The sequence below is a fragment of the Streptomyces hazeniae genome, from assembly GCF_031845485.1.
Lineage (GTDB): Bacteria > Actinomycetota > Actinomycetes > Streptomycetales > Streptomycetaceae > Streptomyces > Streptomyces hazeniae.
The window spans coordinates 1-24,799 of record NZ_JAVREQ010000033.1; the positions used below are offsets into that span (position 1 = coordinate 1).

At 72.7% G+C, this 24,799-nt stretch carries 14 protein-coding genes, 1 tRNA gene and 1 rRNA gene; 13 read left to right on the forward strand and 3 right to left on the reverse strand.

Going from position 1 to position 24,799, the window contains the following annotated elements:
• Position 1: 1 nt before the first annotated feature.
• The 3 genes from rrf to RM572_RS26130 all read left to right on the forward strand — a co-directional run bounded on the left by rrf (position 2) and on the right by RM572_RS26130 (position 1,064).
• A 5S ribosomal RNA gene (gene rrf / locus RM572_RS26120) occupies positions 2–118 on the forward strand.
• Positions 119–216: 98 nt separating this feature from the next.
• Complete coding sequence (locus tag RM572_RS26125) at positions 217–912, forward strand: DegT/DnrJ/EryC1/StrS family aminotransferase (RefSeq protein WP_311675842.1); 696 nt, start codon at positions 217–219, stop codon at positions 910–912.
• A 76-nt stretch (positions 913–988) separates the two neighbouring features.
• Positions 989–1,064: transfer RNA gene (locus tag RM572_RS26130), tRNA-Thr, on the forward strand.
• A 71-nt stretch (positions 1,065–1,135) separates the two neighbouring features.
• Here the strand turns inward: RM572_RS26130 and RM572_RS26135 are convergent.
• Entirely contained in the window at positions 1,136–3,844 is a 2,709-nt protein-coding gene (locus RM572_RS26135; RefSeq protein ID WP_394813709.1) for a SpoIIE family protein phosphatase, read from the reverse strand.
• Between the two features lie 260 nt (positions 3,845–4,104).
• Between RM572_RS26135 and RM572_RS26140 the strand changes: the two genes are divergently transcribed.
• The 9 genes from RM572_RS26140 to RM572_RS26180 all read left to right on the forward strand — a co-directional run bounded on the left by RM572_RS26140 (position 4,105) and on the right by RM572_RS26180 (position 18,795).
• Entirely contained in the window at positions 4,105–9,789 is a 5,685-nt protein-coding gene (locus RM572_RS26140) for a HAMP domain-containing protein (protein WP_311675844.1), read from the forward strand.
• A gap of 274 nt (positions 9,790–10,063) precedes the next feature.
• A complete protein-coding gene (locus RM572_RS26145; RefSeq protein WP_311675845.1) occupies positions 10,064–10,762 on the forward strand; it encodes a response regulator in 699 nt (232 codons plus the stop codon).
• Between the two features lie 141 nt (positions 10,763–10,903).
• Positions 10,904–13,711, forward strand: a complete 2,808-nt coding sequence (locus tag RM572_RS26150) for a DNA translocase FtsK (RefSeq protein ID WP_311675846.1) — start codon at positions 10,904–10,906, stop codon at positions 13,709–13,711.
• Between the two features lie 189 nt (positions 13,712–13,900).
• Entirely contained in the window at positions 13,901–14,722 is an 822-nt protein-coding gene (locus RM572_RS26155; protein ID WP_311675847.1) for a helix-turn-helix domain-containing protein, read from the forward strand.
• Positions 14,723–14,815: 93 nt separating this feature from the next.
• Positions 14,816–16,348 carry a 30S ribosomal protein S12 methylthiotransferase RimO gene (gene rimO, locus RM572_RS26160; protein ID WP_311675848.1) on the forward strand — a complete coding sequence of 511 codons (1,533 nt, stop codon included), beginning with the start codon at positions 14,816–14,818 and terminating at the stop codon, positions 16,346–16,348.
• Positions 16,345–17,052 (forward strand): CDP-diacylglycerol--glycerol-3-phosphate 3-phosphatidyltransferase, encoded by a 708-nt coding sequence (gene pgsA, locus RM572_RS26165; protein ID WP_311675849.1) that lies wholly within the window; start codon positions 16,345–16,347, stop codon positions 17,050–17,052. Before rimO ends, pgsA begins: the two co-directional genes overlap by 4 nt.
• The gene (locus tag RM572_RS26170) at positions 17,049–17,585 is read left to right on the forward strand and encodes a CinA family protein (RefSeq protein ID WP_311675850.1); all 537 of its coding nucleotides are present in this window, start codon (positions 17,049–17,051) and stop codon (positions 17,583–17,585) included. The genes pgsA and RM572_RS26170 overlap by 4 nt, the downstream gene beginning before the upstream one ends.
• 273 nt (positions 17,586–17,858) lie before the next feature.
• Positions 17,859–18,251 carry a helix-turn-helix domain-containing protein gene (locus tag RM572_RS26175; protein ID WP_027763109.1) on the forward strand — a complete coding sequence of 131 codons (393 nt, stop codon included), beginning with the start codon at positions 17,859–17,861 and terminating at the stop codon, positions 18,249–18,251.
• Between the two features lie 259 nt (positions 18,252–18,510).
• A complete protein-coding gene (locus tag RM572_RS26180; RefSeq protein WP_311675851.1) occupies positions 18,511–18,795 on the forward strand; it encodes a hypothetical protein in 285 nt (94 codons plus the stop codon).
• Here the strand turns inward: RM572_RS26180 and RM572_RS26185 are convergent.
• On the reverse strand, positions 18,756–19,550 hold the full coding sequence (locus RM572_RS26185) for an Fpg/Nei family DNA glycosylase (protein WP_311675852.1): 795 nt from the start codon (positions 19,548–19,550) through the stop codon (positions 18,756–18,758). The two genes, RM572_RS26180 and RM572_RS26185, sit on opposite strands and share 40 nt — an antisense overlap.
• Before the next feature lie 37 nt (positions 19,551–19,587).
• Positions 19,588–24,345, reverse strand: a complete 4,758-nt coding sequence (locus RM572_RS26190; protein WP_311675853.1) for an Lhr family ATP-dependent helicase — start codon at positions 24,343–24,345, stop codon at positions 19,588–19,590.
• A 69-nt stretch (positions 24,346–24,414) separates the two neighbouring features.
• Here RM572_RS26190 and RM572_RS26195 point away from each other — a divergent pair, with 69 nt between their 5' ends.
• On the forward strand, positions 24,415–24,609 hold the full coding sequence (locus tag RM572_RS26195) for a DUF3046 domain-containing protein (RefSeq protein WP_311675854.1): 195 nt from the start codon (positions 24,415–24,417) through the stop codon (positions 24,607–24,609).
• The last annotated feature ends 190 nt before the right edge of the window (positions 24,610–24,799 follow it).

Genomic DNA, 24,799 nt, shown 5'->3' on the forward strand with positions numbered 1-24,799 from the left:
TTTCGGTGGTCATAGCGTGAGGGAAACGCCCGGTTACTTTCCGAACCCGGAAGCTAAGCCTTATTGCGCCGATGGTACTGCGAGGGGGACCTCGTGGGAGAGTAGGACGCCGCCGAACAATCATTGAGAGCCGTGGGCCCCGATTTTGGATCGGGGCCCACGGCTTTTTCGCGTTCCGTCACCCGGAGTTCACGTCCACACACCACCATGCCGGGCATGGGGAACGAACTGAGAGACGCCGGCGTCGCCGCCGGGGACGAGGTGATCCTCCCGGGGTTCGGCGGGGACCAGGCCGCCGAGCAGGTACGCCGCCTGGGCGCGGTACCCGTCGTCGTCGACATCGATCCGCACACCTACTGCATCGATCCGGAGAGCGTCGCAGGCGCGTTGACCTCACGCACCTGCGCTGTCGCCGCCGTCGACCTGTTCGGCCACCCGGCGCCCACGGCCCGGCTGGAGTCGGTCGTCGCCGACCACCGGGCCCGGCTCGTGCCCGTCGGCCGCGACGCCGCCGAGAGCGCCGGACCCACACCGCTCGAACTCGCCGCACGCCGCCGGAACGCGTCCCATCTGAACGCCCGCCTCCGCGGCGTCGTCACCCCCGTCACGGCTCGCGGCGCCCAGCACGCCTACACCACGTACGTCGTGCGCGTTCCGGGGAACGGGCGGCCGGACCGCGACGCCTACCTGCACGCCCTGCGGGCCAAGGGGGTGGAGTGCCACGTACCGGTGAAGGCGCCGGTGCATCGGACGCCGGGATTCCCTCCGGGCGTACGTCTGCCCGTGGCGGAGGAGGTGGCCGACACGTGTCTCGCCCTGCCCCTGCACGCCTCCCTGACGAAGCGTGAGCTCCATCGCATCGTCGCGGCCTGCAACGCGCTGGGCGGCTTGCTGCTGGATCCCGCCTGCTGACTCCAGCCGATCTCCGCGGCCCTCCTCCTGGTGCGGAGCACCCGGTGCCGTCAGGTATGATCGACGACGTCGACGCGCCCCAATAGCTCAGTCGGCAGAGCGTCTCCATGGTAAGGAGAAGGTCAACGGTTCGATTCCGTTTTGGGGCTCCACGACGAAGGGCCTTCACCGCGCGCGGTGAAGGCCCTTCGTCGTACTGGAGCGTCGGCGGCGCTCCCGCCCGTCAGCCGGGAGCGCGCATGGTCAGGATCGCCATGTCGTCCGAGAGCGGCACGCTGGCGAAGTGCTCGACGGTGCGCATGATGCGCGCCGCCACGGCGCCGGCCGTCAGTCCCGTGCACGTGGAGAGCGCGTCGGCGAGGCCGTCGTCACCGAGCATGCGGGTGCCCTCCCGACGTTCCGTCACCCCGTCGGTGACGCACAGCATCACGTCTCCCGGCTCCAGCACGACGTGCTGCTCGTACAGTTCCAGGTCTTCCATGACGCCGAGCAGCGGCTGCGGTTCGGCCGCCGGTTCGACCGTGCCGTCCGGCCGCAGGCGGAGCGGCAGCGGATGGCCCGCGCACACCACCTCGAGCCGGGCGCCGCCGTCCGGCTGCGGCCACAACTCGCCGTACAGCAGGGTGAGGAAGCGGCTGCGGGCGCCCTCGTCGAGGATCGCGGCGTTGAGACGTTCCAGCACGGCCGGGCCGGCGAAGCCCTCGCGGGCGAGGAGGCGCAGCGCATGCCGCGCGAGGCCGGTGACGGCGGCGGCCTCCGGGCCGGTGCCGCAGACGTCGCCGATGGCGAAGCCGTATCCGCCGTCGCGGATCTCGAACAGGTCGTAGAAGTCGCCGCCGACTTCGTTGCCCTCGCCCGCGGCGCGGTAGATGACCTCGACCTCCATGCCGGGGACCTCGGGGAGACCCGGGGGGAGCAGGCTGCGCTGCAGGGACTGGCTGATCGCGGTCCGCTCGGAGTAGAGGCGCGCGTTGTCCAGTGCGAGCGCGGCGCGGCGGGACAGATCCTCCGCCAGCTCGATGATCTCCTGGCGGAACCGCTCGTCGGTCGGCTTGCCGAGGACGAGCATGCCGATGACCCGGTTGCGGGCGACCAGCGGCATCACCACGGTCTCACCGCCCACGGCGGCGGCGGTGGCGAGCCCGGAGCCCGGGGCGGGGTCGTCGTCCACGCCGAGCGTCGCGCTGCGCAGCGAGGTGCGCAGCGCGGAGCCGTGCGCGGTGTCGGTGGGGGCGGTCCAGAGCCGGGCGCCGGGCGCGGGCACCGGGTCCGGGGGATCGACCTTGCCGAGGAGAGCCTTGAGGCTGTCGATGCGCTCCTCGTCCTCGTGCAGCACGTAGGAGAGTGCGGGTTCCGAGCCCGGTTCGGCCACCGTGTAGACGGCGCACCAGGACGCCAGAGTGGGCACGGTCATCTGTGCCATCAGGGCGAGCGTCTGGTTGCGGTCCAGGGTGCCGGCCAGCAGGTCGGAGGCCTCCACGAGGAAGGACAACGAACCCCGGCGCAGCCGTTCCAGTTCGGTCAGCCGGGCGCGTTCCACGGCGAGGGCGATGCGGTCGGCGGCGAACTGGAGACGCAGCGCCTCCTCGTTGGTGTACCGGCCGGGTGACTCGGTGGCGACACCCAGCGAGCCGGTGAGTCGGCCCTCGACCTTGAGCGGGACGATGACCACCGACCGCATGCCGGTGCCCTCCAGCAGCGGCACGGCGCCGGGGACGACCGTCAGGTCCTCGTGCACCGAGGGCATCCGGGCCGAGCCGTAGCGGCCGCTGCCCGCCTCGACGGGGACGCGGGCGAACCGCTGCCGCGCGGAGGGCAGGCCGGTCGAGGCGCGCACCTCGAGTTCGGTCTCGTCGTCGGTGGCCAGCAGCAGGTAGGCGGCGTCACCGTCGAGCATGTCGCGGGCGCGCTCCACGGTGCGCTGGAGCAGGCCGTCCAGGTCGTCCGGGGCAGGCGAGCCGATGAACACCTCGAACGGGTCCGCGGTCTGGCCCTCCCGCCCGTTCTGGCGGTCGCCGTCCCCGCCGTGTCCGCGCGGCGGGGACTGGAGCACGGCCCGTTCGTGGTCCCGCACGAGCAGGCACACGGTGGACGGTTCGCCGTCGCTGTCGCGCACGCGCAGGTGCGAGGCGTAGACGGCGACCGTCCGGCCGTCGGTGTCCCGCATGCCGTACGACCCCTCCCAGCGGGAGAGCTGGAGGGCCTCGGCGATGCCGGTGCCCGTGCCGGGGGTGTGCGGCCACGCGGCCAGGTCGGTGAGCGGCTTGCCCACGACCTGTTCGGCGGTGTAGCCGAAGAGTTCCGTCGCGTCCTCGTTCCAGGAGCCGACGGCTCCGCCGCGGTCGACCTGGATGACCGCGACGTGTACGCGGTGTGCGGCGACCGGCAGGGCGGCGTCGGGGAGGGCGGGGCCGGCGGCGCGGGTGCCGACGGGACGCTCCGGCAGGTCGAGGCGGAACCAGACGCGCTTGTCGGCCGCCGTGTAGTCGACGCCCCAGCGGGAGGCGAGCGCGGCGCACAGCAGCAGGCCGCGACCGCCCTCGCGGTCGGGGTTGCCGTGCGGCTGGCCGGCGTCGTGCAGCGGCAGCTCCCGCTCGGGGTAGTGGTCGACGACCTCGACGCGCACGGTGTCCTCCTCACGGAGGCAGATCACCTCGGCGGAGGTGCCGGCGTGGATGACGGCGTTGGTGACCAGCTCGCTGGTGAGGACGACCGCGTCGTCCACGATCTCTCCGAGGCCCCAGCCCTGGAGGGTGTCCCGTACGAAGCCGCGGGCCACCGCGACGGATCGGCCGACGGGCTCGAAGGTGGCCGCGGCTCGTGCGGTGATCACTGCTCTCCCTGAAGGTTTCTGTTCGCTGCCCGTGTCCGCGGGTGTGCGCTGCGCACCGATCGCCGCCGTCCGCCCCTGCTCGGCGCTCTGCTCTGGCATTCCCCGAGGCCCCTCCGTTGCCTTCCACTCACTCCACCGCCCCGGCCCGGTGCTGCGGGGCGTTGGACAGCCGGATGCCAGGTTACTTACGTTCACAGGGTGCGCGGGTGCCGGTCGGGGGTGTTTCCCCCCTACTCGGCGCCCGGGCCCGGTGGTGTGCCATGCTGCCGAACTGTTATCGCCTCGTTCCGGCAGGGTGAAACACTGGGAAGGTTCGGAGCACCAGCCCGTTTCGGCGGTCGACCCTCGGGAGGGACACGGTGGAGTCTGGCGCAGCGGCGCGTGGCACCAGCACACGCGCGAAAGGCGGACGCACACGGAAGAGCGGGACGCTCGAGGTGGACGCCGCGGCTGTCAACAGACTGTTGACCGCGTTGACCGCCATGCGGGACGGAAACTTCCGCAAGCGTCTCACCGTCACCGGGGACGGTCCGATGGCGGAGATCGCCGCCGTCTTCAACGAGGTGGCGGACCGCAACCTGCACCTCACCAGCGAGCTGGCTCGTGTCCGCCGGGTGGTGGGCCGTGAGGGCAAGCTCACCGAGCGGCTGGAGAGCGGCGCTTTCGAGGGAGCCTGGGGCTCGGCCGTCGACGCGTCGAACGCCCTGGTCGACGACCTGGTGCGTCCGGTGTCCGAGGTGGGCCGGGTGCTGACGGCGGTGGCCGAGGGCGACCTGGAGCAGCGGATGGACCTGCGGGTCCAGGGCTCCGACGGCCCGGCGCAGCCGCTGCGCGGCGAGTTCCTCAAGGTCGGCAAGACGGTGAACGGGCTGGTCGACCAGCTCTCGGCGTTCACCGACGAGGTCACCCGGGTGGCCAGCGAGGTGGGCACCGAGGGCAAACTGGGCGGCCAGGCGAAGGTGCGCGGCATGTCGGGGTCCTGGAAGGACCTCACCGACTCCGTCAACACGATGGCGTCCCGGCTCACCGCGCAGGTGCGGGACATCGCGCTGGTGACGACGGCGGTGGCGAAGGGCGACCTGTCGCGGAAGGTCACGGTGCACGTGGCCGGCGAGATGCTCGAGCTGAAGAACACCGTGAACACGATGGTGGACCAGCTGTCCTCGTTCCAGTCCGAGGTGACCCGGGTGGCCCGCGAAGTGGGCACCGAAGGTGAGCTGGGCGGCCAGGCGCGCGTGCAGGGCGTCGCGGGCGTGTGGAAGGACCTCACCGACTCGGTGAACCTGATGGCGGGCAACCTGACCTCCCAGGTCCGCGAGATCGCCCAGGTGACGACGGCGGTGGCGAACGGCGACCTGTCGCAGAAGATCACCGTGAACGCGCGGGGCGAGGTCGCGCAGCTCGCCGAGACGATCAACGCCATGACCGAGACGCTGCGGACGTTCGCGGACGAGGTCACGCGTGCGGCGAGCGAGGTCGGCACGGAGGGCGTGCTCGGCGGTCAGGCGCAGGTGCCGGGCGCGGCGGGGATCTGGAAGGACCTCACCGACTCGGTGAACAGCGCGTTCCGCAACCTGACCGCGCAGGTGCGGGACATCGCGCAGGTGACGACGGCGGTGGCGAACGGCGACCTGTCGCAGAAGGTCACCGTGGACGTCTCCGGCGAGATGCAGGAGCTGAAGAACACCGTCAACACGATGGTCGACCAGCTTCGCTCGTTCGGTGACGAGGTGACCCGTGTCGCCCGGGAGATCGGCGTCGAGGGCGAGCTGGGCGGTCAGGCCCGTGTGCCGGGCGCGGCGGGCACCTGGAAGGACCTCACCGACTCGGTGAACACCGCCTTCCGCAACCTCACCGGCCAGGTGCGGAACATCGCGCAGGTGACGACGGCGGTGGCGAACGGCGACCTGTCGCAGAAGGTCACCGTGGACGTCTCCGGCGAGATGCTCCAGCTGAAGAACACCGTGAACACGATGGTGGACCAGCTGTCCTCGTTCGCGGAGCAGGTCACCCGGATGGCCCGCGACGTGGGCACGGAGGGCCGGCTGGGTGGTCAGGCCCGGGTGGACGGGGTCTCCGGCACCTGGAAGGATCTGACGGACTCGGTCAACTTCATGGCGGGCAACCTGACCTCGCAGGTGCGCCAGATCGCGCAGGTGACCACGGCGGTCGCGCGGGGTGACCTGTCGCAGAAGATCGAGGTCGACGCCCGCGGCGAGATCCTGGAGCTGAAGAACACCATCAACACGATGGTCGACCAGCTGTCCGCGTTCGCCGACCAGGTGACCCGCGTGGCGCGTGAGGTGGGCACCGAGGGCCGGCTCGGCGGCCAGGCGCAGGTGCCGGGCGTCGCCGGGGTGTGGCGCGACCTGACGGACTCCGTGAACGGCATGGCGTCCAACCTCACCGGTCAGGTGCGGAACATCTCGCAGGTCGCCACGGCCGTGGCGCGGGGTGACCTGTCGCAGAAGATCGACGTCGACGCCCGCGGCGAGATCCTGGAGCTGAAGACGACCATCAACACGATGGTCGACCAGCTCTCCTCCTTCGCGGAGCAGGTGACGCGGGTGGCGCGCGAGGTGGGCACCGAGGGCATCCTCGGCGGCCAGGCGGAGGTCAAGGGCGTCTCCGGCACCTGGAAGGACCTCACCCAGTCGGTGAACTTCATGGCGAACAACCTGACCTCCCAGGTCCGGAACATCGCCGAGGTCACCACCGCCGTGGCGCAGGGCGACCTGTCGAAGAAGATCACCGTCGACGCCAAGGGGGAGATTCTCGCCCTGGTGACGACCGTGAACACGATGGTCGACCAGCTGTCGTCGTTCGCGGAGCAGGTCACGCGGGTGGCGCGCGAGGTGGGCACCGAGGGCATCCTCGGCGGCCAGGCCCGCGTGCGGGACGTCTCCGGCATCTGGAAGGACCTCACCGACAACGTCAACCTGATGGCGAACAACCTCACCGGCCAGGTGCGGAACATCTCGCAGGTCGCCACGGCGGTCGCCAACGGCGACCTGACCAAGAAGGTCACCGTCGAGGCCAGTGGCGAGGTCGCGCAGCTCGCCGACACCGTCAACACGATGGTGACGACGCTGTCGTCGTTCGCCGACCAGGTGACGCGGGTGGCCCGAGAGGTGGGCACGGACGGCGTCCTGGGCGGCCAGGCCCGGGTGGCCGGTGTGGCCGGTACCTGGAAGGACCTCACCGAGTCGGTGAACTCGATGGCGTCCAACCTGACCGGTCAGGTGCGCAACATCGCCATGGTCACCACCGCCATCGCCAAGGGCGATCTCACCAAGAAGATCGACATCGAGGCGAACGGCGAGATCCTGGAGCTCAAGACGACCATCAACACGATGGTCGACCAGCTGTCGCTGTTCGCGGAGCAGGTGACGCGGGTGGCCCGCGAGGTGGGCACCGAGGGGCAGCTCGGCGGCCAGGCGCGCGTGCGGGACGTGGCCGGCACCTGGCAGGACCTCACCGAATCGGTGAACGAGATGGCGGGGAACCTGACCCGTCAGGTGCGCGCGATCGCGGAGGTCGCCACCGCGGTGACCCGCGGCGACCACAACGTGCGCATCGACGTGGACGCCGCCGGGGAGATCCTGGAGCTCCAGGGCTACATCAACACCATGATCACCAACCTGCGCGAGACCACCCTGGCCAACACCGACCAGGACTGGCTCAAGGGCAACCTGGCCCGGATCTCCGCGCTGATGCAGGGCCGTCGCGACCTGAAGGACGTCGCCGGTCTGATCATGTCCGAGCTGACCCCGGTGGTCTCCGCGCAGCACGGCGCGTTCTTCGTCGCGGTGCCCGGCAGCGACCCGGAGGACGCCCGGATCGGCGCCGACCGCATCGGCGCCGGCGACATCGGCGCCTCGGAAGGCGGCCAGGCCTCCTACGAGCTGCGGATGCTGGGCGGCTACGGCTATTCCATGGGCGGCATGCCCACCACCTTCGGGCCGGGCGAGTCGCTCATCGGCACCGCCGCCGAGGAGAAGCGCACCATCCTGGTGGAGAACGCGCCGCCCGGCTACCTGAAGATCTCCTCCGGGCTCGGCGAGGCGCCGCCCGCGCACGTGATCGTGCTGCCGGTCATCTTCGAGGGCCTGGTGCTCGGCGTCGTGGAGCTGGCCGCGTTCCAGCCGTTCACTCAGATCCAGAAGGACTTCCTCAGCCAGATCGCCGAGGTCATCGCGACCAGCGTCAACACCATCAGCGTCAACACCAAGACCGAGGTGCTGCTGCGCCAGTCGCAGGAGCTGACGGAGCAGCTCAAGGAGCGCTCGGGCGAGCTGGAGAGCCGGCAGAAGGCACTGGAGGAGTCCAACAGCCAGCTCGAGGAGAAGGCGGCGCAGCTCGCGCAGACCAACAGCGACATCGAGATCAAGAACCGGGAGATCGAGGAGGCCCGGCAGGTCCTCGAGGAGCGCGCCGAGCAGCTGTCGGTCTCCATGCGCTACAAGTCCGAGTTCCTGGCGAACATGTCGCACGAGCTGCGCACTCCGCTGAACTCGCTGCTGATCCTCGCCAAGCTGCTCGCCGACAACGCGGAGGGCAACCTCTCCCCGAAGCAGGTCGAGTTCGCCGAGACCATCCACGGGGCCGGCTCCGACCTTCTGCAGCTCATCAACGACATCCTGGACCTGTCGAAGGTCGAGGCGGGCAAGATGGACGTCAGCCCGACGCGCATCGCGCTGGTCCAGCTCGTCGACTACGTCGAGGCCACCTTCCGGCCGCTGACCGCGGAGAAGGGGCTCGACTTCTCCGTCCGGGTGTCCCCCGAACTACCCGCGACGCTGCACACCGACGAGCAGCGGCTGCTCCAGGTGCTGCGGAACCTGCTGTCGAACGCGGTGAAGTTCACCGACGCGGGTGCCGTGGAGCTGGTGATCCGCTCCGCGCGGGAAGACGTGCCGAACGCCATCCGGGAACAGATGCTGGAACACGGCGCGCTGCGCGACGCGGACGCGGAGCTGATCGCGTTCTCCGTGACGGACACCGGCATCGGCATCGCGGCCGGCAAGATGCGCGTCATCTTCGAGGCGTTCAAGCAGGCGGACGGCACCACCAGCCGCAAGTACGGCGGCACCGGCCTGGGCCTGTCGATCAGCCGGGAGATCGCCCGCCTCCTCGGCGGCGAGATCTACGCCGCCAGCGAGCCCGGCCGCGGCTCCACGTTCACCCTGTACCTGCCGCTCCACCCGCTGGAGCTGCCCCCGCAGGGGTACGCGCAGATCGACGCGGCCCTCGCGCTCACCGCGGCGCCGGAGCCGGTGTCCGTGGAACCTGCCGGGCCCTCACCGGCGCAGGGCACCGCCGAGGGAGCCGAGGGCTCCAGGGCCACCGAGGACCCCGCGGGACGCGAGGCCGCCGAGGCGCCTGCCGAGGGACCGGGGTCCGCGGAGGGCGCGCCGGCCCGGTCGGCGGAGGACGCGGCCGCCGTCGAGGCGGAGCGGGCCGCGGCATCCCTGGTCCGGCGACGGCGTGAGGCGGCGGCCGCGAAGGCCTCGCCGCGGGCGCTGCCGGCCGGAGAGGCGGCCGAGACGGCGGGCGGCCCCGGGGCGGACGAGCAGGGCACCGTGCCTGCGGAGGACGGCGCCGGGACCGGGGACGGCTGGCGCCACAACGGCCAGGACCTGGTCGCCGCCGGACCGAAAGCGGACTTCCACGGCGAGAAGGTGCTCATCGTGGACGACGACATCCGCAACGTCTTCGCCCTCACCAGCGTGCTGGAGCAGAACGGTCTCCAGGTGCTGTACGCGGAGAACGGCCGCGAGGGCATCGAGGTGCTCGAACAGCACGACGACGTCACCGTGGTGCTGATGGACATCATGATGCCGGAGATGGACGGATACGCGACGACGGCGGCGATCCGGCGGATGCCGCAGTTCGCCGGGCTGCCCATCATCGCGCTCACCGCGAAGGCGATGAAGGGCGACCGGGAGAAGAGCATCGAGTCCGGAGCGTCGGACTACGTGACCAAGCCCGTGGACACCGACCACCTCCTTCAGGTCATGGCGCAGTGGATGAACGCGCGTTGATGTGACACGGTGCGGGGTGGCGGGCCCGGTGCGGGACCCGTCCCGCACCGGGCGGGGCCGTTGTGAAGTGGTCGGCCATGTGTGGGAACGTGTAAAGCTGGGGAACCTTCCGGTCCCCCCGCGCGTTCTTGCTGGCGTGCACAGTGACATCACGGTGACAGGGTGTGGTGGCCGCCCGGCTGCGGCTACCATGACCGGCACAAGGACGGGCGGCAGAACGGAGCCGCTCCGTGGGGCGGAGACCGGTGGGCTGCCGGGACGAGGAGGACGGGCCATGGTGCAGAAGGCCAAGATCCTCCTGGTCGATGACCGGCCGGAGAATCTGCTGGCGCTGGAGGCCATCCTCTCGGCGCTCGATCAGACGCTCGTGCGGGCATCGTCAGGGGAGGAAGCGCTCAAGGCGCTGTTGACGGACGACTTCGCGGTCATCCTGCTGGACGTGCAGATGCCCGGCATGGACGGCTTCGAGACCGCCGCGCACATCAAGCGCCGGGAGCGCACCCGGGACATCCCCATCATCTTCCTCACCGCCATCAACCACGGCCCCCACCACACCTTCCGCGGCTACGCGGCAGGCGCGGTGGACTACATCTCCAAGCCCTTCGATCCGTGGGTGCTGCGCGCCAAGGTCTCCGTGTTCGTCGAGCTGTACATGAAGAACGTGCAGCTCCGCGAGCAGGCCTCGCTGCTGCGCCTTCAGCTCGACAACGGCGGCGGCCGCGCGGCGGCCAACGGCGGCGGCGCGGCGGAGGAGGGCGGCCGGACCGGCCTGCTGACCGAACTCTCCGCCCGGCTGGCGTCCGTGGAGGAGCAGGCCGAGGCCCTGTCCAAGCAGCTCGACGACTCGGCGGATGCCGCCGCCGTCGCGACCGCCGCCCACCTGGAACGCAAACTCACCGGCCTGCGCAGGGCACTTGACGCCCTGGAACCGGGCTCCGGGGGTTCCAGCGCCCAGCTCCCCTCGCAGAACTGACCGCCTCCGCCGCCGTGCGGACCCGCGGGCTCCCGTACGGCTGAGGCGCCGTCACGGTGCCCGAGGGCCCGCCCGGTCGGCGTCCCGCGGCCCTCCCGGGCGTCCGTGCCCCGGACCGGCAACTTCTGTAACCTCACCACCATGGCCTCACGTACGCCCGGCAAGGCTGCCGCCGGAAAGGCGCCCGCGAAGAAGCCCGCAGCCAAGAAGGCGGCGGCAGCGGGGAAGAAGGCCGCACCCCGGAAGGCTCCGGCGAAGAAGGCGTCCGCCGGACGCCCCGCGCCGAAGCCCGCTCCGTCACCCACCGGTGGTGTCTACCGCCTCGCGCGCGCCTGCTGGCTGGGCGTCGCCCACACCGTCGGCGCGCTGCTGCGCGGTATAGGGAGAGGCGCCCGAGGCCTGGACCCGGCGCACCGCAAGGACGGCCTGGCGCTGCTGCTGCTCGGTGTGTCACTGGTGGTTGCCGCGGGCACCTGGTCGAACCTGCAGGGGCCCGTCGGTGAACTGGTGGAGATGCTGGTGACCGGCGCCTTCGGCCGCCTGGACCTGCTGGTGCCGCTGTTGGTCGGCGGCATGGCCGTACGGCTGATCCGGCACCCGGAGAAGCCGGAGGCCAACGGGCGGATCGTCATCGGCCTCTCGGCACTCGTCGCCGGCGTCCTCGGTCTGGTGCACGCCGCGTGCGGTGCGCCGGCCCGGGGCGACGGCTCCGAGGCGCTCCGCGACGCCGGCGGTCTCATCGGCTGGGGGTCCTTCACTCCGCTCGGGTTCACCGTGGGCGGGGTGCTGGCCGTGCCGCTGCTGGTGCTGCTCACGGTATTCGGTCTGCTGGTGGTCACGGCCACGCCGGTCAACGCGATCCCGCAGCGGCTGCGCGCGCTGGGCGTGCGGCTGGGGGTCGTCACTCCGCGGCCGGAGGACGGCGAGGGGGACGCCGCGGAGGAGGGCCACGGGTCCGTGTCCGGCCGCCGCGCGGGCCTGGCGCAGGATCTGCGCAAGGACCTGCCGCCCGACCTGGCGGAGCAGGAGGCGCTGGACGGGCGCCGCCGCCGCAGGCGTCCCGCGGCGGCGGCGCGGGACGCCGACGCCGCCGGACGGGATACGCCGTCCGGCGCGGACGAGGACGCCGGCTCGTCGGCCGCGTGGGACGTCGCCGCCGCTGCCGCCGCCTCACTGGACGGGGCCGTGCTGCACGGCGTGCAGCCCTCGCCGCTGGTCGCCGACCTCAGCCACGAGGTGTCCGACCGGCGGCGGCGCAGACAGCAGGAGTCCTTCGCCGGTGACGCCGGCTCCGGTGACGGGCGCTCCGGCGACGGGCGCTCCGAGGCGCGGGGCGCCGTCGTGCCCGGCGCGCGGGGCACTCCGCGCGAGGACTCCGGACGGACCGCCGTGCCGGACCTCACCAAGGACCCCGAGCCGCCGCGTGCGGAGGAGGGTCTGCCCACCCGCGCCGAGCAGCTCCAGCTCTCCGGCGACATCAGCTACGCGCTGCCCTCCCTCGACCTGCTCGAACGCGGCGGCCCCGGCCGCACCCGCAGCGCCGCGAACGACCACGTGGTGGACTCGCTGACCACCGTCTTCACCGAGTTCAAGGTCGACGCCTCGGTCACCGGCTTCACCCGCGGGCCGACCGTCACCCGCTACGAGATCGAGCTGGGCCCGGCGGTCAAGGTCGAGAAGATCACCGCGCTGACCAAGAACATCGCCTACGCCGTCGCCAGCCCCGACGTGCGGATCATCTCGCCCATCCCCGGCAAGTCGGCGGTCGGCATCGAGATCCCGAACAGCGACCGGGAGATGGTCAACCTCGGCGACGTGCTGCGCTCGGCGCAGGCGAGCGGCGAGGAGGCGCCGCTGCTCGTCGCGCTCGGCAAGGACGTCGAGGGCGGCTACGTGACCCACGACCTGGCGACCATGCCGCACGTGCTGGTGGCCGGCGCCACCGGCTCCGGCAAGTCGTCCTGCATCAACTGCCTGATCTCCTCGGTGCTGGCCCGCGCCACTCCGGAGGAGGTCCGGATGGTGCTGATCGACCCCAAGCGGGTCGAGCTGACCGCCTACGAGGGCATCCCGCACCTGATCACGCCGATCATCACGAACCCCAAGAAGGCCGCCGAGGCGCTGCAGTGGGTCGTGCGGGAGATGGACCTGCGCTACGACGACCTCGCCGCCTTCGGCTACCGCCACATCGACGACTTCAACGCGGCCGTGCGCAGCGGGAAGGCCCGGACACCGGAGGGCAGCGAACGGGAGCTGGCGCCGTACCCCTACCTGATGGTCATCGTGGACGAGCTGGCCGACCTGATGATGGTGGCGCCGCGCGACGTGGAGGACGCGATCGTGCGGATCACCCAGCTGGCGCGTGCGGCCGGCATCCACCTGGTGCTGGCCACCCAGCGGCCGTCGGTCGACGTGGTCACCGGGCTCATCAAGGCGAACGTGCCCTCGCGGCTCGCCTTCTCCACCTCCTCGCTGGCCGACAGCCGGGTCATCCTGGACCAGGCGGGTGCGGAGAAGCTGATCGGCAAGGGCGACGGGCTGTTCCTGCCGATGGGGGCGAGCAAGCCGACGCGTATGCAGGGCGCCTTCGTCACCGAGGACGAGGTCCGCGGCCTGGTCGACCACTGCAAGGCGCAGATGACCCCGGTCTTCCGCGACGACGTGCTCGTCGGGCAGTCGAAGAAGAAGGAGATCGACGAGGAGATCGGCGACGACATGGATCTGCTCTGCCAGGCGGCGGAGCTGGTCGTCTCGACCCAGTTCGGGTCGACGTCGATGCTTCAGCGGAAGCTGCGCGTCGGCTTCGCCAAAGCGGGCCGGCTGATGGATCTGATGGAGTCACGTGGCGTGGTGGGGCCCAGTGAGGGGTCCAAAGCTCGGGATGTTCTGGTAAAACCGGATGAACTGGACGGAGTGCTGGCCCTCATCCGCGGGGAGACTGACTCGTAAGGGTGATTCGGGCAACCGTTTCCCGCGTTGATACGTCAAAGCGGAAAGAGGGACGGCTGCATGTTCCACCATCAGGTGGTATGCCCATCCTGATGGCGGACACCGTCCGCCCGCCCGCTTGCCCGACCCGAATGCAGCACCCCTAGACTGAACCTCCAGCAGGTGGCTACACGCTCGAAAGGCTCCCCCGTGTCCATCGGCAACGCTCCCGAAGCCCCCGAAGAGGACCGGCCCTCGGTCGGTCGAGCCCTCCAGAAGGCCCGTATCGACGCCCGGCTGACCGTGGAAGAGGTCAGTACGTCGACCCGCGTGCGGGTGCCCATCGTCCACGCGATCGAGGACGACGACTTCTCCCGCTGCGGCGGCGACGTCTACGCCCGCGGCCACGTCCGAACACTCGCCCGTGCCGTCGGGCTGGACGCGGACGCCCTGGTCGCCCAGTACGACGCCGAGCACGGCGGGCGTCCCGAACCCACTCCGGCCGCGACCCTGTTCGAGGCCGAACGCATCCGACCCGAACCCCGCCGCCCCAACTGGACCGCGGCCATGGTCGCCGCCATCGTGGCCGTCGTCGGCTTCGTCGGCTTCACCCTGTTCACGGGGGAGGAGGGCGGCAACGGGAGCCAGGTCGCCCAGGAGGAGCCGGCCGAGAAACCCGACGGCGACAAGCCCGACGCCAAGCCGGAGCAGAAGAAGCCGTCCAAGCCCGAGCCCAAGCCGTCCGAGAGCGCCATCGCCGGCGTCCCGGCCGACAAGGTGACGGTGCGGATGGAGGCCGACGACGGCAACAGCTGGATCTCCGCCACCGACCACACCGGCAAGCTGATCTTCGAGGGTGTCCTCAACGAGGGCGACACCAAGACCTTCACCGACGACGAGCAGCTCGACCTGGTCTTCGGCAACGCCGGCGCCGTCAAGCTGTGGGTCAACGGCAAGGAGGTCGACCGGCTCGGCGAGGTCGGCACGGTGGAGCGCGTCACCTACACCCGCGGCGACCCCGAGCAGGGCTGACGCACCGCGGCCGCCCGCACCCGGCCACGACCGGGTGCGCGCCGCCGCGAGGGCGCGGCCGGAGCCGTGCCCCGGACGACGTAGGCTGAGTCCATGCCCGAACGCCGTACCGTCGCCCTTGTCACGCTCGGATGCGCCCGTAACGAGGTGGACTCCGAGGAACTCGCCGGCCGCCTGGCGGCGGACGGCTGGGACCTCGTCGAGGAAGCCGAGAACGCGGACGTCGCCGTCGTCAACACCTGTGGTTTCGTCGAGGCCGCCAAGAAGGACAGCGTCGACGCGCTGCTGGAGGCCAACGATCTGAAGGACCACGGCCGTACACAGGCGGTCGTCGCCGTCGGCTGCATGGCGGAACGGTACGGCAGGGAACTCGCGGACGCCCTCCCGGAGGCGGACGGCGTCCTCGGCTTCGACGACTACACCGACATCTCCGACCGGCTGAGCACCATCCTCGCCGGCGGCGTCCACGCCGCCCATGTGCCGCGCGACCGCCGCAAGCTGCTGCCCGTCAGCCCCGCCGCACGCCAGCAGGCCGGTGCCGGGGTCGCGCTGCCCGGGCACGGCGACGCGGCCGCCCCCGCCGACGAGGTCGACGGCGCCGACGCCGCGGCCGCCGCACCCTCGGACCTCCCCGACGGCCTCGCGCCGGCATCCGGCCCGCGGGCCCCGCTGCGCCGCCGCCTCGGCAGCAGCCCGGTGGCCTCGGTGAAGCTCGCGTCCGGCTGCGACCGGCGCTGCTCGTTCTGCGCCATCCCCTCCTTCCGCGGCTCGTTCATCTCCCGCCGCCCCTCCGACGTGCTCGCCGAGACCCGCTGGCTCGCGGAGCAGGGCGTCCGCGAGGTCATGCTCGTCTCCGAGAACAACACCTCCTACGGCAAGGACCTGGGCGACATCCGGCTGCTCGAGACGCTGCTGCCCGAGCTGGCCGCGGTCGACGGGATCGAACGCGTCCGGGTGAGCTACCTCCAGCCCGCCGAGATGCGTCCCGACCTCGTCGACGTGCTCACCGGCACCGACAAGGTCGCCCCCTACTTCGACCTGTCCTTCCAGCACTCCGCCCCCGGCGTGCTGCGCGCCATGCGCCGCTTCGGCGACACCGACTCCTTCCTCGCGCTGCTGGATTCCATCCGGGCCAAGGCCCCGAACGCGGGTGCCCGCTCCAACTTCATCGTCGGCTTCCCCGGCGAGACCGAGGCCGACGTCGACGAACTGGAACGCTTCCTGTCCGCCGCCCGGCTCGACGCCGTCGGCGTCTTCGGCTACTCCGACGAGGACGGCACCGAGGCCGCCGGATACCAGGAGAAGCACGACCCCGACGTGGTCGCCGCACGCCTGGAGCGGCTCTCCCGCCTCGCCGAGGAACTGACCGCGCAGCGCGCCGAGGAACGGCTGGGCGAGACCGTCCGGGTGCTGGTGGAGGACCTCGGCGACGGCCCGGAGGGTGACGGCCCGGTCGGCCGCGCCGCCCACCAGGCCCCCGAGACCGACGGGCAGGTGCTGCTCACCGGCGCGTCGTGCCACGGCCTGGCGGTCGGACGTATGGTCGAGGCGAAGGTGGTGGCGACCGAGGGAGTGGACCTGGTCGCCGAGCCCCTGGCGAGCGAGAGCGAGGAGGCGACCGGATGACCGGAGTGCCCGCCTCCGCCGCCGGCGGTGGTCCCGTGGCGAAACCCAGGCCGGCGACGCCGGTGCCCAAGGCCGGTCTCTGGAACATCGCCAACATCCTGACCATGCTGCGCCTGGTGCTGGTGCCCGCCTTCGTGCTGCTGATGCTCGCGGACGGCGGGCACGATCCCGCGTGGCGCTCGTTCGCCTGGGCGGCCTTCACCGTCGCCATGATCACCGACCTGTTCGACGGTGAGCTGGCCCGCCGCCACAACCTCATCACCGACTTCGGCAAGCTCGCCGACCCGATCGCCGACAAGGCGATCATGGGTGCGGCGCTGATCTGCCTCTCGGCGCTCGGCGACCTGCCGTGGTGGGTGACCGTGGTCATCCTGGCCCGGGAGCTCGGCATCACCCTGATGCGCTTCCTGGTCATCCGGCACGGGATCATCCCGGCCAGCCGCGGCGGCAAGATGAAGACGCTCGCCCAGGGCGTCGCCGTCGGCATGTACGTCCTGGAACTGACCGGGCCGCTGGCCTCGGTGCGCTGGTGGGTGATGGGTCTGGCGGTGGTGCTGACCGTCGGCACCGGCCTCGACTACGTGCGGCAGGCCCTCGTCCTGCGCCGGGCCGGCATCGAGGCGGAGAAGGCGGGACAGGGCGATCACGGCGGCGCCGCACCGGTGGCGGAGTCCCCTGCCACGGGGCGGGAACAGAACCGATGACCGCACCGGCGGGGTCCGGGTCCGCGCCCGAGGTCGCCGCCCGGCTGCTGGAGGAGCTGGTCCGGAGGGGAGAGACCGTGGCCGTCGCAGAGTCCCTGACCGGCGGCCTGGTCGCGGGCCGCCTCACAGCCGTCCCGGGGGCCTCCCGCGCCTTCCGCGGCGCGGTCACGGCGTACGCGACGGACGTCAAGCGCGACGTGCTGGGTGTGGACGGCGGCCTGCTCGACGAGCGGGGCGCGGTCGACGCGGAGGTGGCACGCCGCATGGCGGAGGGCGTACGGCGCGTGCTGTGCGCCGACTGGGGCGTGGCCACGACCGGTGTGGCGGGACCGGACCCGCAGGACGGCAAGCCGGTCGGACTGGTCTACGTGGCGGTGGCCGGTCCCGGCCACCCCCGTGCGCCGGAGCCGCCCGGGGCCGGGACACGCGTCCGTGCCCGGGAGTGCCGGCTGGACGGGGACCGGGCGGACGTCCGGGAGGGCGCCGTCCTCGCCGCGCTGGAGCTGCTGCGCGAGGAGACGGGCGGCCCCTGACCGGGTGGATCCGGACCGTCGGGAAAGCGGGCCGGCACAGATCCACCGGCCGGATTCGGCGTGCCGACGGCCCCGCAGGGTACGGAACATCCGGGAGCTGCGGGATGTTTGCAGCCCTGAGTGAACACGACATCGCTCCCCGCACGGCCACAGGCCGAGGGGGTACGGTGGAGGCTGAAGGGTGTGGGCCGCCCGGCCGTGTACACGGCAGCCGGACGGCCCGCGACATGGGGAACGCAGAAGACGGCACGCGTTGTAGAGGGAGGAGCACCGATGATTCTGCTCCGTCGCCTGTTGGGTGACGTGCTGCGTCGGCAGCGCCAACGCCAGGGCCGTACCCTGCGCGAGGTCTCGTCGTCCGCCCGGGTGTCGCTCGGTTACCTCTCCGAGGTGGAGCGAGGCCAGAAGGAAGCGTCCTCCGAGCTGTTGTCGTCCATCTGCGACGCGCTCGAGCTGCGGATGTCCGAGGTCATGCGCGCGGTCAGCGACGAGCTGGCGCTCGCCGAGCTTGCCGAGTCCGCCGCCAGCGACACGGTACCGGCGCCGATGCGTCCGATGCTGGGCCCGGTCGAGCGGATGCCGTCCGTCACCTCGGTGACGGGCGTGCCGGAGGAGCGCGTCACGATCAAGGCGCCCACGGAGGCCGTGGACGTCGTCGCCGCCTGACCACACCGGCCGGCGCCCGCCGCACCGGCCGCGGCGCCGGGATGTGCGGGACCGTGCGCCGTGAGGCGCGTACCAGCCCCAGCGGGGTCGGTGCGCGCCTCACGGCTTTCCGGGGCGGGCCTCGGGCGCCGGCCGGACCGTCCGGGGCCGCGTCGGGAACGCCGCCGCTGTGGTCGCGCGAGCGCCGGCCGTGGGGGACCATCGGTGGCGCGGCCGACGATCGCCGGGCGGCCGTGAGCCGTGCGGAAGGCGGACGTGCATGGGCATACGGGCGTCGCACCTGCTCCGCGGCCTGTGGTGGCTGGCCTGCGGAACCTGCGCACTCGTGTGGGGGTACGCGGTCTGGCGGCTGGCCGTACGCCCGGAGGACTGCGGGCCACTGGAGGCGTCCGTCGCAGCGGGCGGCTGGGGCCTGAGCGTGGTGCCGGTGCACGTCACCGAACGCCGCCCGGCGCGGCGGTCCGCCCGTGGCCGCCTGTCGCCGGCCGGGAGCCGTCCCTCCGCTCAGGCGGAAGGGTCGGGCTGGCAGCGGGGGCACCAGTAGGCGATGCGCTTCTCGCCGGACGGGCCGAGCTCCGCCGCTCGCACGGGGGCGCCGCAGCGGCGGCACGGTTCTCCCGCCCGGCCGTACACGTAGAGCAGCCGGCCCCGCGACCGGTTCCCCGTGGTGCTGCGGGCGCCGTAGGTCTTGTTCGCGTCCAGAAGCCGGCGGGCGACCTCCACCAGACGGTGCGGGTCCGGGCCGAGGCGCACCGGCGTCCACGGCGCCGTGCGAGCCAGGAAGCACAGCTCCGAGCGGTACACGTTGCCGATCCCGGCCAGGTTGCGCTGGTCGAGAAGCGCCTCGCCGAGCGGGCGGTCCGGGTCGGCGGACAGGCGGCGTGCCGCCTCGTCCGCGTCCCAGTCCGGCCCCAGCAGGTCGGGACCCAGATGGCCGACCACCTGCGGCTCGTCGGCCGTGCGGAGCAGTTCGAGCAGAGGAAGCGCGTAGCCCACCGCCGAGACGCCCTCGGTGCCCAGCACCGCGCGGATCCGGTGGCCGGGGCCCCCGGTCCAGCGGGCACCGGAGCGGTAGAGACGCCAGGAACCCTCCATACCGAGGTGCGAGTGCAGGGTCAGGCCGCCGTCCAGCCTGGTCAGGAGGTGCTTGCCGCGCGGCACGACCCCCAGGACCCGCCGCCCGGTGAGGTCCACGGTGGCCAGCCGCGGCACCCGAAGGTCGCTGCGCACGACCATGGCGCCGGCCAGCGCCGTGTGCAGCGACCGCGCCGTGCGCCAGACGGTGTCTCCCTCGGGCATGCGTCCATGCTCCCAGCGTTCACCCCGGACGGGCGGGTCACGCGGCGCGGATGCGCAGGCCGCGCGGCGTGGCGTGGAAGCCCGCGTCCTCCAGCACGCCGCCCAGCGGCGACGACAGCGCGGCGCCACCGTTCACCCGTTCGACGGTGAGCGTGCCCACGGCGCCGCGTCGTGCCGCGTCCCCGAGCGCGGAGGCCGCGGTACGCAGCCGCTCCGTCGCCTCCGGCGGTGCGTCGGGCCCCGCCGGCCAGGCGAGCAGGGTCCGCCCGCCGCGCTCCATGTACAGCTGGAGCTCCCCGTCGACGAGGACCACCAGCGATCCCGCCTTGCGGCCGGGCTTGTGGGTGGCTCCGTCGGGAGGCTCCGGCCACGGCAGCGCCGCGCCGTACGCGTTCGCCGGGTCGGCCGCCGCGAGCACCACGGCCCGCGCGTCGTCACCACGCCGGCGCGTCGAGGGTGCCTCGCCCCAGGGCGCCGCCGTGCCGTGCGGCTCCGCCCCGCGCTCCCGCGCCTGGTGGACGGCACGCAGCCGGTCCACCGCGCCGTCCATGGCGAACTGCGCCGCGCCGAGCCCTTCCACCACGTAGCCGCGGCGGGCCTGCCCGTTGTCCTCGAACGCGGACAGCACCCGGTACGCGGCGGCGAAGCCGCCCTCCACGCCCTCGGCCTGCACGGCGCCGCGGGTCACCACGCCGTGGCGGTCCAGCAGCGTGTGCGCCAGGGCGTGCGCGCGGTGCGTCGCGTCGGTCTCCGCCGGCGGGAGCAGCGCCCAGCGTCCGGCCACGGTGGGCGGCCCGCCGCGGGGCGCCCCGGCCGCCCGTGCGGCGGCCCGCACGCTGCCGCCCAGACCGCCGTACCGGCCGCGCGGCACCGCCCGCTTGGCGCGGTGCGCGGTCGCGCCCGCCGTACGGCCGGAGCCGAGGTGCGCGCGCAGCGGGGCGAGGGTGTCGTTGGTGAGCGACCCGGACCAGGCCAGATCCCAGACGGCGGTGACCAGCTCCGTCTCGCCGCACTCCGGCAGCACGGCCCGTACCCGGTCGGCGATCTGACGGAAGAACAGGCCGAAGCCCCCCTCCAACGTGTCCAGCACGGCCTGGTGGACCGGTGAGGTCTCCAGCGGCAGCGGTGGCCGGCGCAGCAGGGGAGCCGTGTCCGCGAGGTGCAGACAGACCCAGCCGTCCTTGCCGGGCAGCGCGCCCGCACCCGCCCACAGCACCTCCCCGGACGTGGTGAGCTGGTCCAGGAGGACCGGGGAGTAGTCCCGCACCCGGCTCGGCAGCACCAGCTTCTCCAGTGCGGAGGCCGGGACCGGTGCTCCCTGGAGCTGTTCGACGGCGCGGACCACCCCGTCGAGACCGCGCAGGTCTCCGCCGCCGACGTGCTGCCAGCGCGGGAGGAACGCGGCCAGCGCCGGAGGCGGAACAGGCTCCAGCTCCTCCCGCAGGGCGGCCAGCGACCGCCGCCGCAGCCGTCGCAGCACGGCCGGGTCGCACCACTCCTGGCCGATGCCGGAGGGGTGGAACTCGCCCTGCACCAGCCGCCCGGCGGCGGCGAGCCGGTGCAGGGCGCCGTCGGCCACGGCCGTGCCGAGACCGAAGCGTGCGGCGGCCTCGGTGGAGGTGAACGGGCCGTGCGTGCGGGCGTACCGGGACAGCAGGTCGCCCAGCGGGTCGGGCACCGGTTCGGTGAACGCCTCGGGCACGCCCACCGGAAGGGCGGCGCCCAGGGCGTCCCGCAGCCGGCCGGCGTCCTCGACCGCCGCCCAGTGCTCCCGGCCCGCCACACGCACCCGGATGGCGCGGCGCGCGCGCCCGAGCTCCGCGGCCCCGCCGGGGTCGGCTCCGCGCTCCGTCAGCTCGTCGTCGGTGAGCGGGCCGAGGACGCGCAGCGCGTCCGCGACGGCCTCGGCGTCCTTGAGCCGGCGCTCCGGGGTGCGCCACTGCAGCTCCTCCTCGAGCCCGGCCAGCACCTCGGGGTCGAGCAGCTCGCGCAGCTCGGCCCGGCCCAGCAGCTCCGACAACAGGCGGGAGTCCAGAGACAGCGCGGCGGCCCGCCGTTCGGCGAGCGGGGAGTCCCCCTCGTACAGGAACTGGGCGACGTAGCCGAAGAGCAGCGACCGGGCGAACGGCGACGGCTCGGGTGTGGTGACCTCGACGACCCGGACCCGCCGTGCCTCGATGTCGCCCATCAGCGTGCCCAGACCGGGCACGTCGAAGACGTCCTGGAGGCATTCGCGGACGGCCTCCAGCACGATCGGGAAGGACCCGAACTCGCTCGCGACCTGGAGGAGTTGCGAGGCGCGCTGCCGCTGCTGCCACAGCGGGGTGCGCTTGCCCGGATTCCGGCGGGGGAGCAGCAGCGCGCGGGCGGCGCACTCGCGGAACCGCGCCGCGAACAGCGCCGACCCGCCGACCTGGTCGGTGACGAGCTGGTCCACCTCGCCCTTGTCGAAGAGCACGTCCTGCGCGCCGAGCGGGGGCTTCTCCGGGTCGTCCCCGAACCCTGCATCCGCTGCGTCCGCGCCCGCTGCGTCCGCGCCCGGCTCGAACAGGTCCAGGCCCATCAGGCCCGCGTCCGGCAGACGCAGCACGATGCCGTCGTCGGCGTGCATCACCTGCGCGTCCATGCCGTACCGCTCGGTGAGACGTGCCCCCAGCGCCAGCGCCCACGGCGCGTGCACCTGCGCCCCGAAGGGGGAGTGCACCACGACCCGCCAGTCGCCCAGCTCGTCGCGGAACCGTTCGACCACGACGGTGCGGTCGTCGGGGACGTGGCCGCAGGCGGTGCGCTGCTCGTCCAGGTAGGCCAGCACGTTCCCGGCGGCGAACGCGTCGAGGCCGGCGCTCGTGAGCCGGGCACGGGCGTCCTCGGCGGACAGGCCGCCGATCTCGCGGAGGAACGCGCCCAGGGCGCGGCCGAGTTCCAGCGGACGGCCGAGCTGGTCGCCCTTCCAGAACGGCAGTCGGCCGGCCTGGCCGGGCGCCGGGGTGACCAGCACCCGGTCGCGGGTGATGTCCTCGATGCGCCACGTCGTGGTGCCGAGGGTGAAGACGTCGCCGACGCGGGACTCGTACACCATCTCCTCGTCCAGCTCCCCGACCCGGCCGCCGCCCTTCTTCGGGTCGGCGCCCGCCAGGAACACGCCGAACAGGCCGCGGTCCGGGATGGTGCCCCCGGAGGTGACGGCGAGCCGCTGCGCACCGGGCCGCCCGGTGATCGTGCGGGCGACCCGGTCCCACACCAGGCGCGGCCGCAATTCGGCGAAGGCGTCGGACGGGTACCGGCCGGCGAGCATGTCGAGCACCCCGGTGTATGCCGACTCCGGGAGCGAGGAGAACGGCGCGGCACGGCGGACCACGGCGAGCAGGGCGTCCACGTCCCAGGAGTCGACGGCCGTCATGGCGACGATCTGCTGGGCCAGCACGTCGAGAGGGTTGGCGGGGACGCGCAGCGCCTCGATGGCGCCCTCACGCATCCGCTCGGTCACCACGGCCGCCTGCACCAGATCCCCCCGGTACTTGGGGAAGACCACCCCGGCGGAGACGGCTCCCACCTGGTGGCCGGCGCGTCCGACCCGCTGGAGGCCGGAGGCCACCGACGGCGGCGACTCCACCTGGATCACCAGGTCGACGGCGCCCATGTCGATGCCCAGCTCCAGGCTGGAGGTGGCCACCACGGCGGGCAGCCGCCCCGCCTTGAGGTCCTCCTCGACCTGGGCGCGCTGTTCCTTGGACACCGAGCCGTGGTGGGCGCGGGCCAGCAGCGGGGGCGCGCCGCGGCCCGCTCCGGCCTGCGCCATGACCTCGGCGGGGGAGTGCTCCTCGGGGAGCGGTTCACCGGTCGCGCGCTCGTACGCGATCTCGTTGAGCCGGTTGCAGAGCCGTTCGGCGAGGCGGCGCGAGTTGGCGAAGACGATGGTGGAGCGGTGCGCCTGGACCAGATCGGCGATGCGTTCCTCGACGGACGGCCAGATCGACGGCTTCTCCCCGCCGCCCGGCCCGCCCGATCCGGCCGACCCGTCCTGCACCGGGGAGCCGCCCAGCTCGCCCATGTCCTCCACCGGCACCACGACCGAGAGGTCGAAGCGCTTCTCCGACGGCGGCTGCACGATCGTCGCCCGCCGCCGTGGGGAGAGGAAGCGGGCCACCTCGTCCACCGGCCGCACCGTGGCGGAGAGCCCGATCCGGCGGGCCGGCCGGTCCAGCAGCTCGTCGAGGCGCTCCAGGGACAGCGCCAGATGCGCGCCCCGCTTGGTGCCGGCCACCGCGTGCACCTCGTCCACGATCACGGTCTCCACGCCGGACAGCGCGTCGCGGGCGGCGGAGGTGAGCATGAGGAACAGCGATTCGGGCGTGGTGATGAGGATGTCCGGCGGCCGGCGCGCCAGCGCCCGCCGGTCCGCCGCCGGGGTGTCGCCGGAGCGGATGGCGACCTGTACCTCGGGCTCGGGCAGGCCCAGCCGGGCCGATTCGTGGCGGATGCCGGTGAGCGGGCTGCGCAGGTTCCGCTCGACGTCGACCGCGAGTGCCTTCAGCGGCGAGACGTACAGCACGCGGCAGCGCTTGAGGCGGTCCGCGGGCGGCGGAACGGAGGCCAGCCGGTCGAGGGCGGCCAGGAACGCGGCGAGCGTCTTGCCGGAGCCGGTGGGGGCGACCACCAGCGCGTCGGACTCCTCGGCCAGCGCCCGCCACGCGCCCTCCTGCGCGGCGGTGGGCGCGCGGAACGCTCCGGCGAACCACGCGCGGGTCGCCGGGGAGAACGCGTCGAGGACGGACGCCGACTTTCCCTGAGCCATGTCACCCATCGTGCACCCCGGGTACGACAACGGCGTCCGGCCCGGGCCGGGGTGCGGGATACTCGCGGTATGCGGTTGACGGACTTCTGGCAGCGGATGGCGGACCACTTCGGGGCGGCGTACGCCGACTCCTTCGCGCGGGACCACGTGATGTCCGAGCTGGGCGGGCGCACCGTCCACGAGGCGCTCGAGGCGGGCTGGAACACCAAGGACGTGTGGCGGGTGGTCTGCCGGACGATGGAGGTGCCGGCGGAGAACAGGTGACCCGTTCGGGGGTCATTTCTCTCCCGTGGGGCCTGCTCCGCGCTCCTGCCGAGCGCCGAAAGACCTTTTTGACCTGCGAATTCTCCGTCGTCCACAGGGAGATGGCGGCACTTGACACAAAATTCGAACAACCATTCTCATGGAGTGGTCGGGCCGCTGCGGTACGCGGTCGGGACGGGATTGTCAGTGG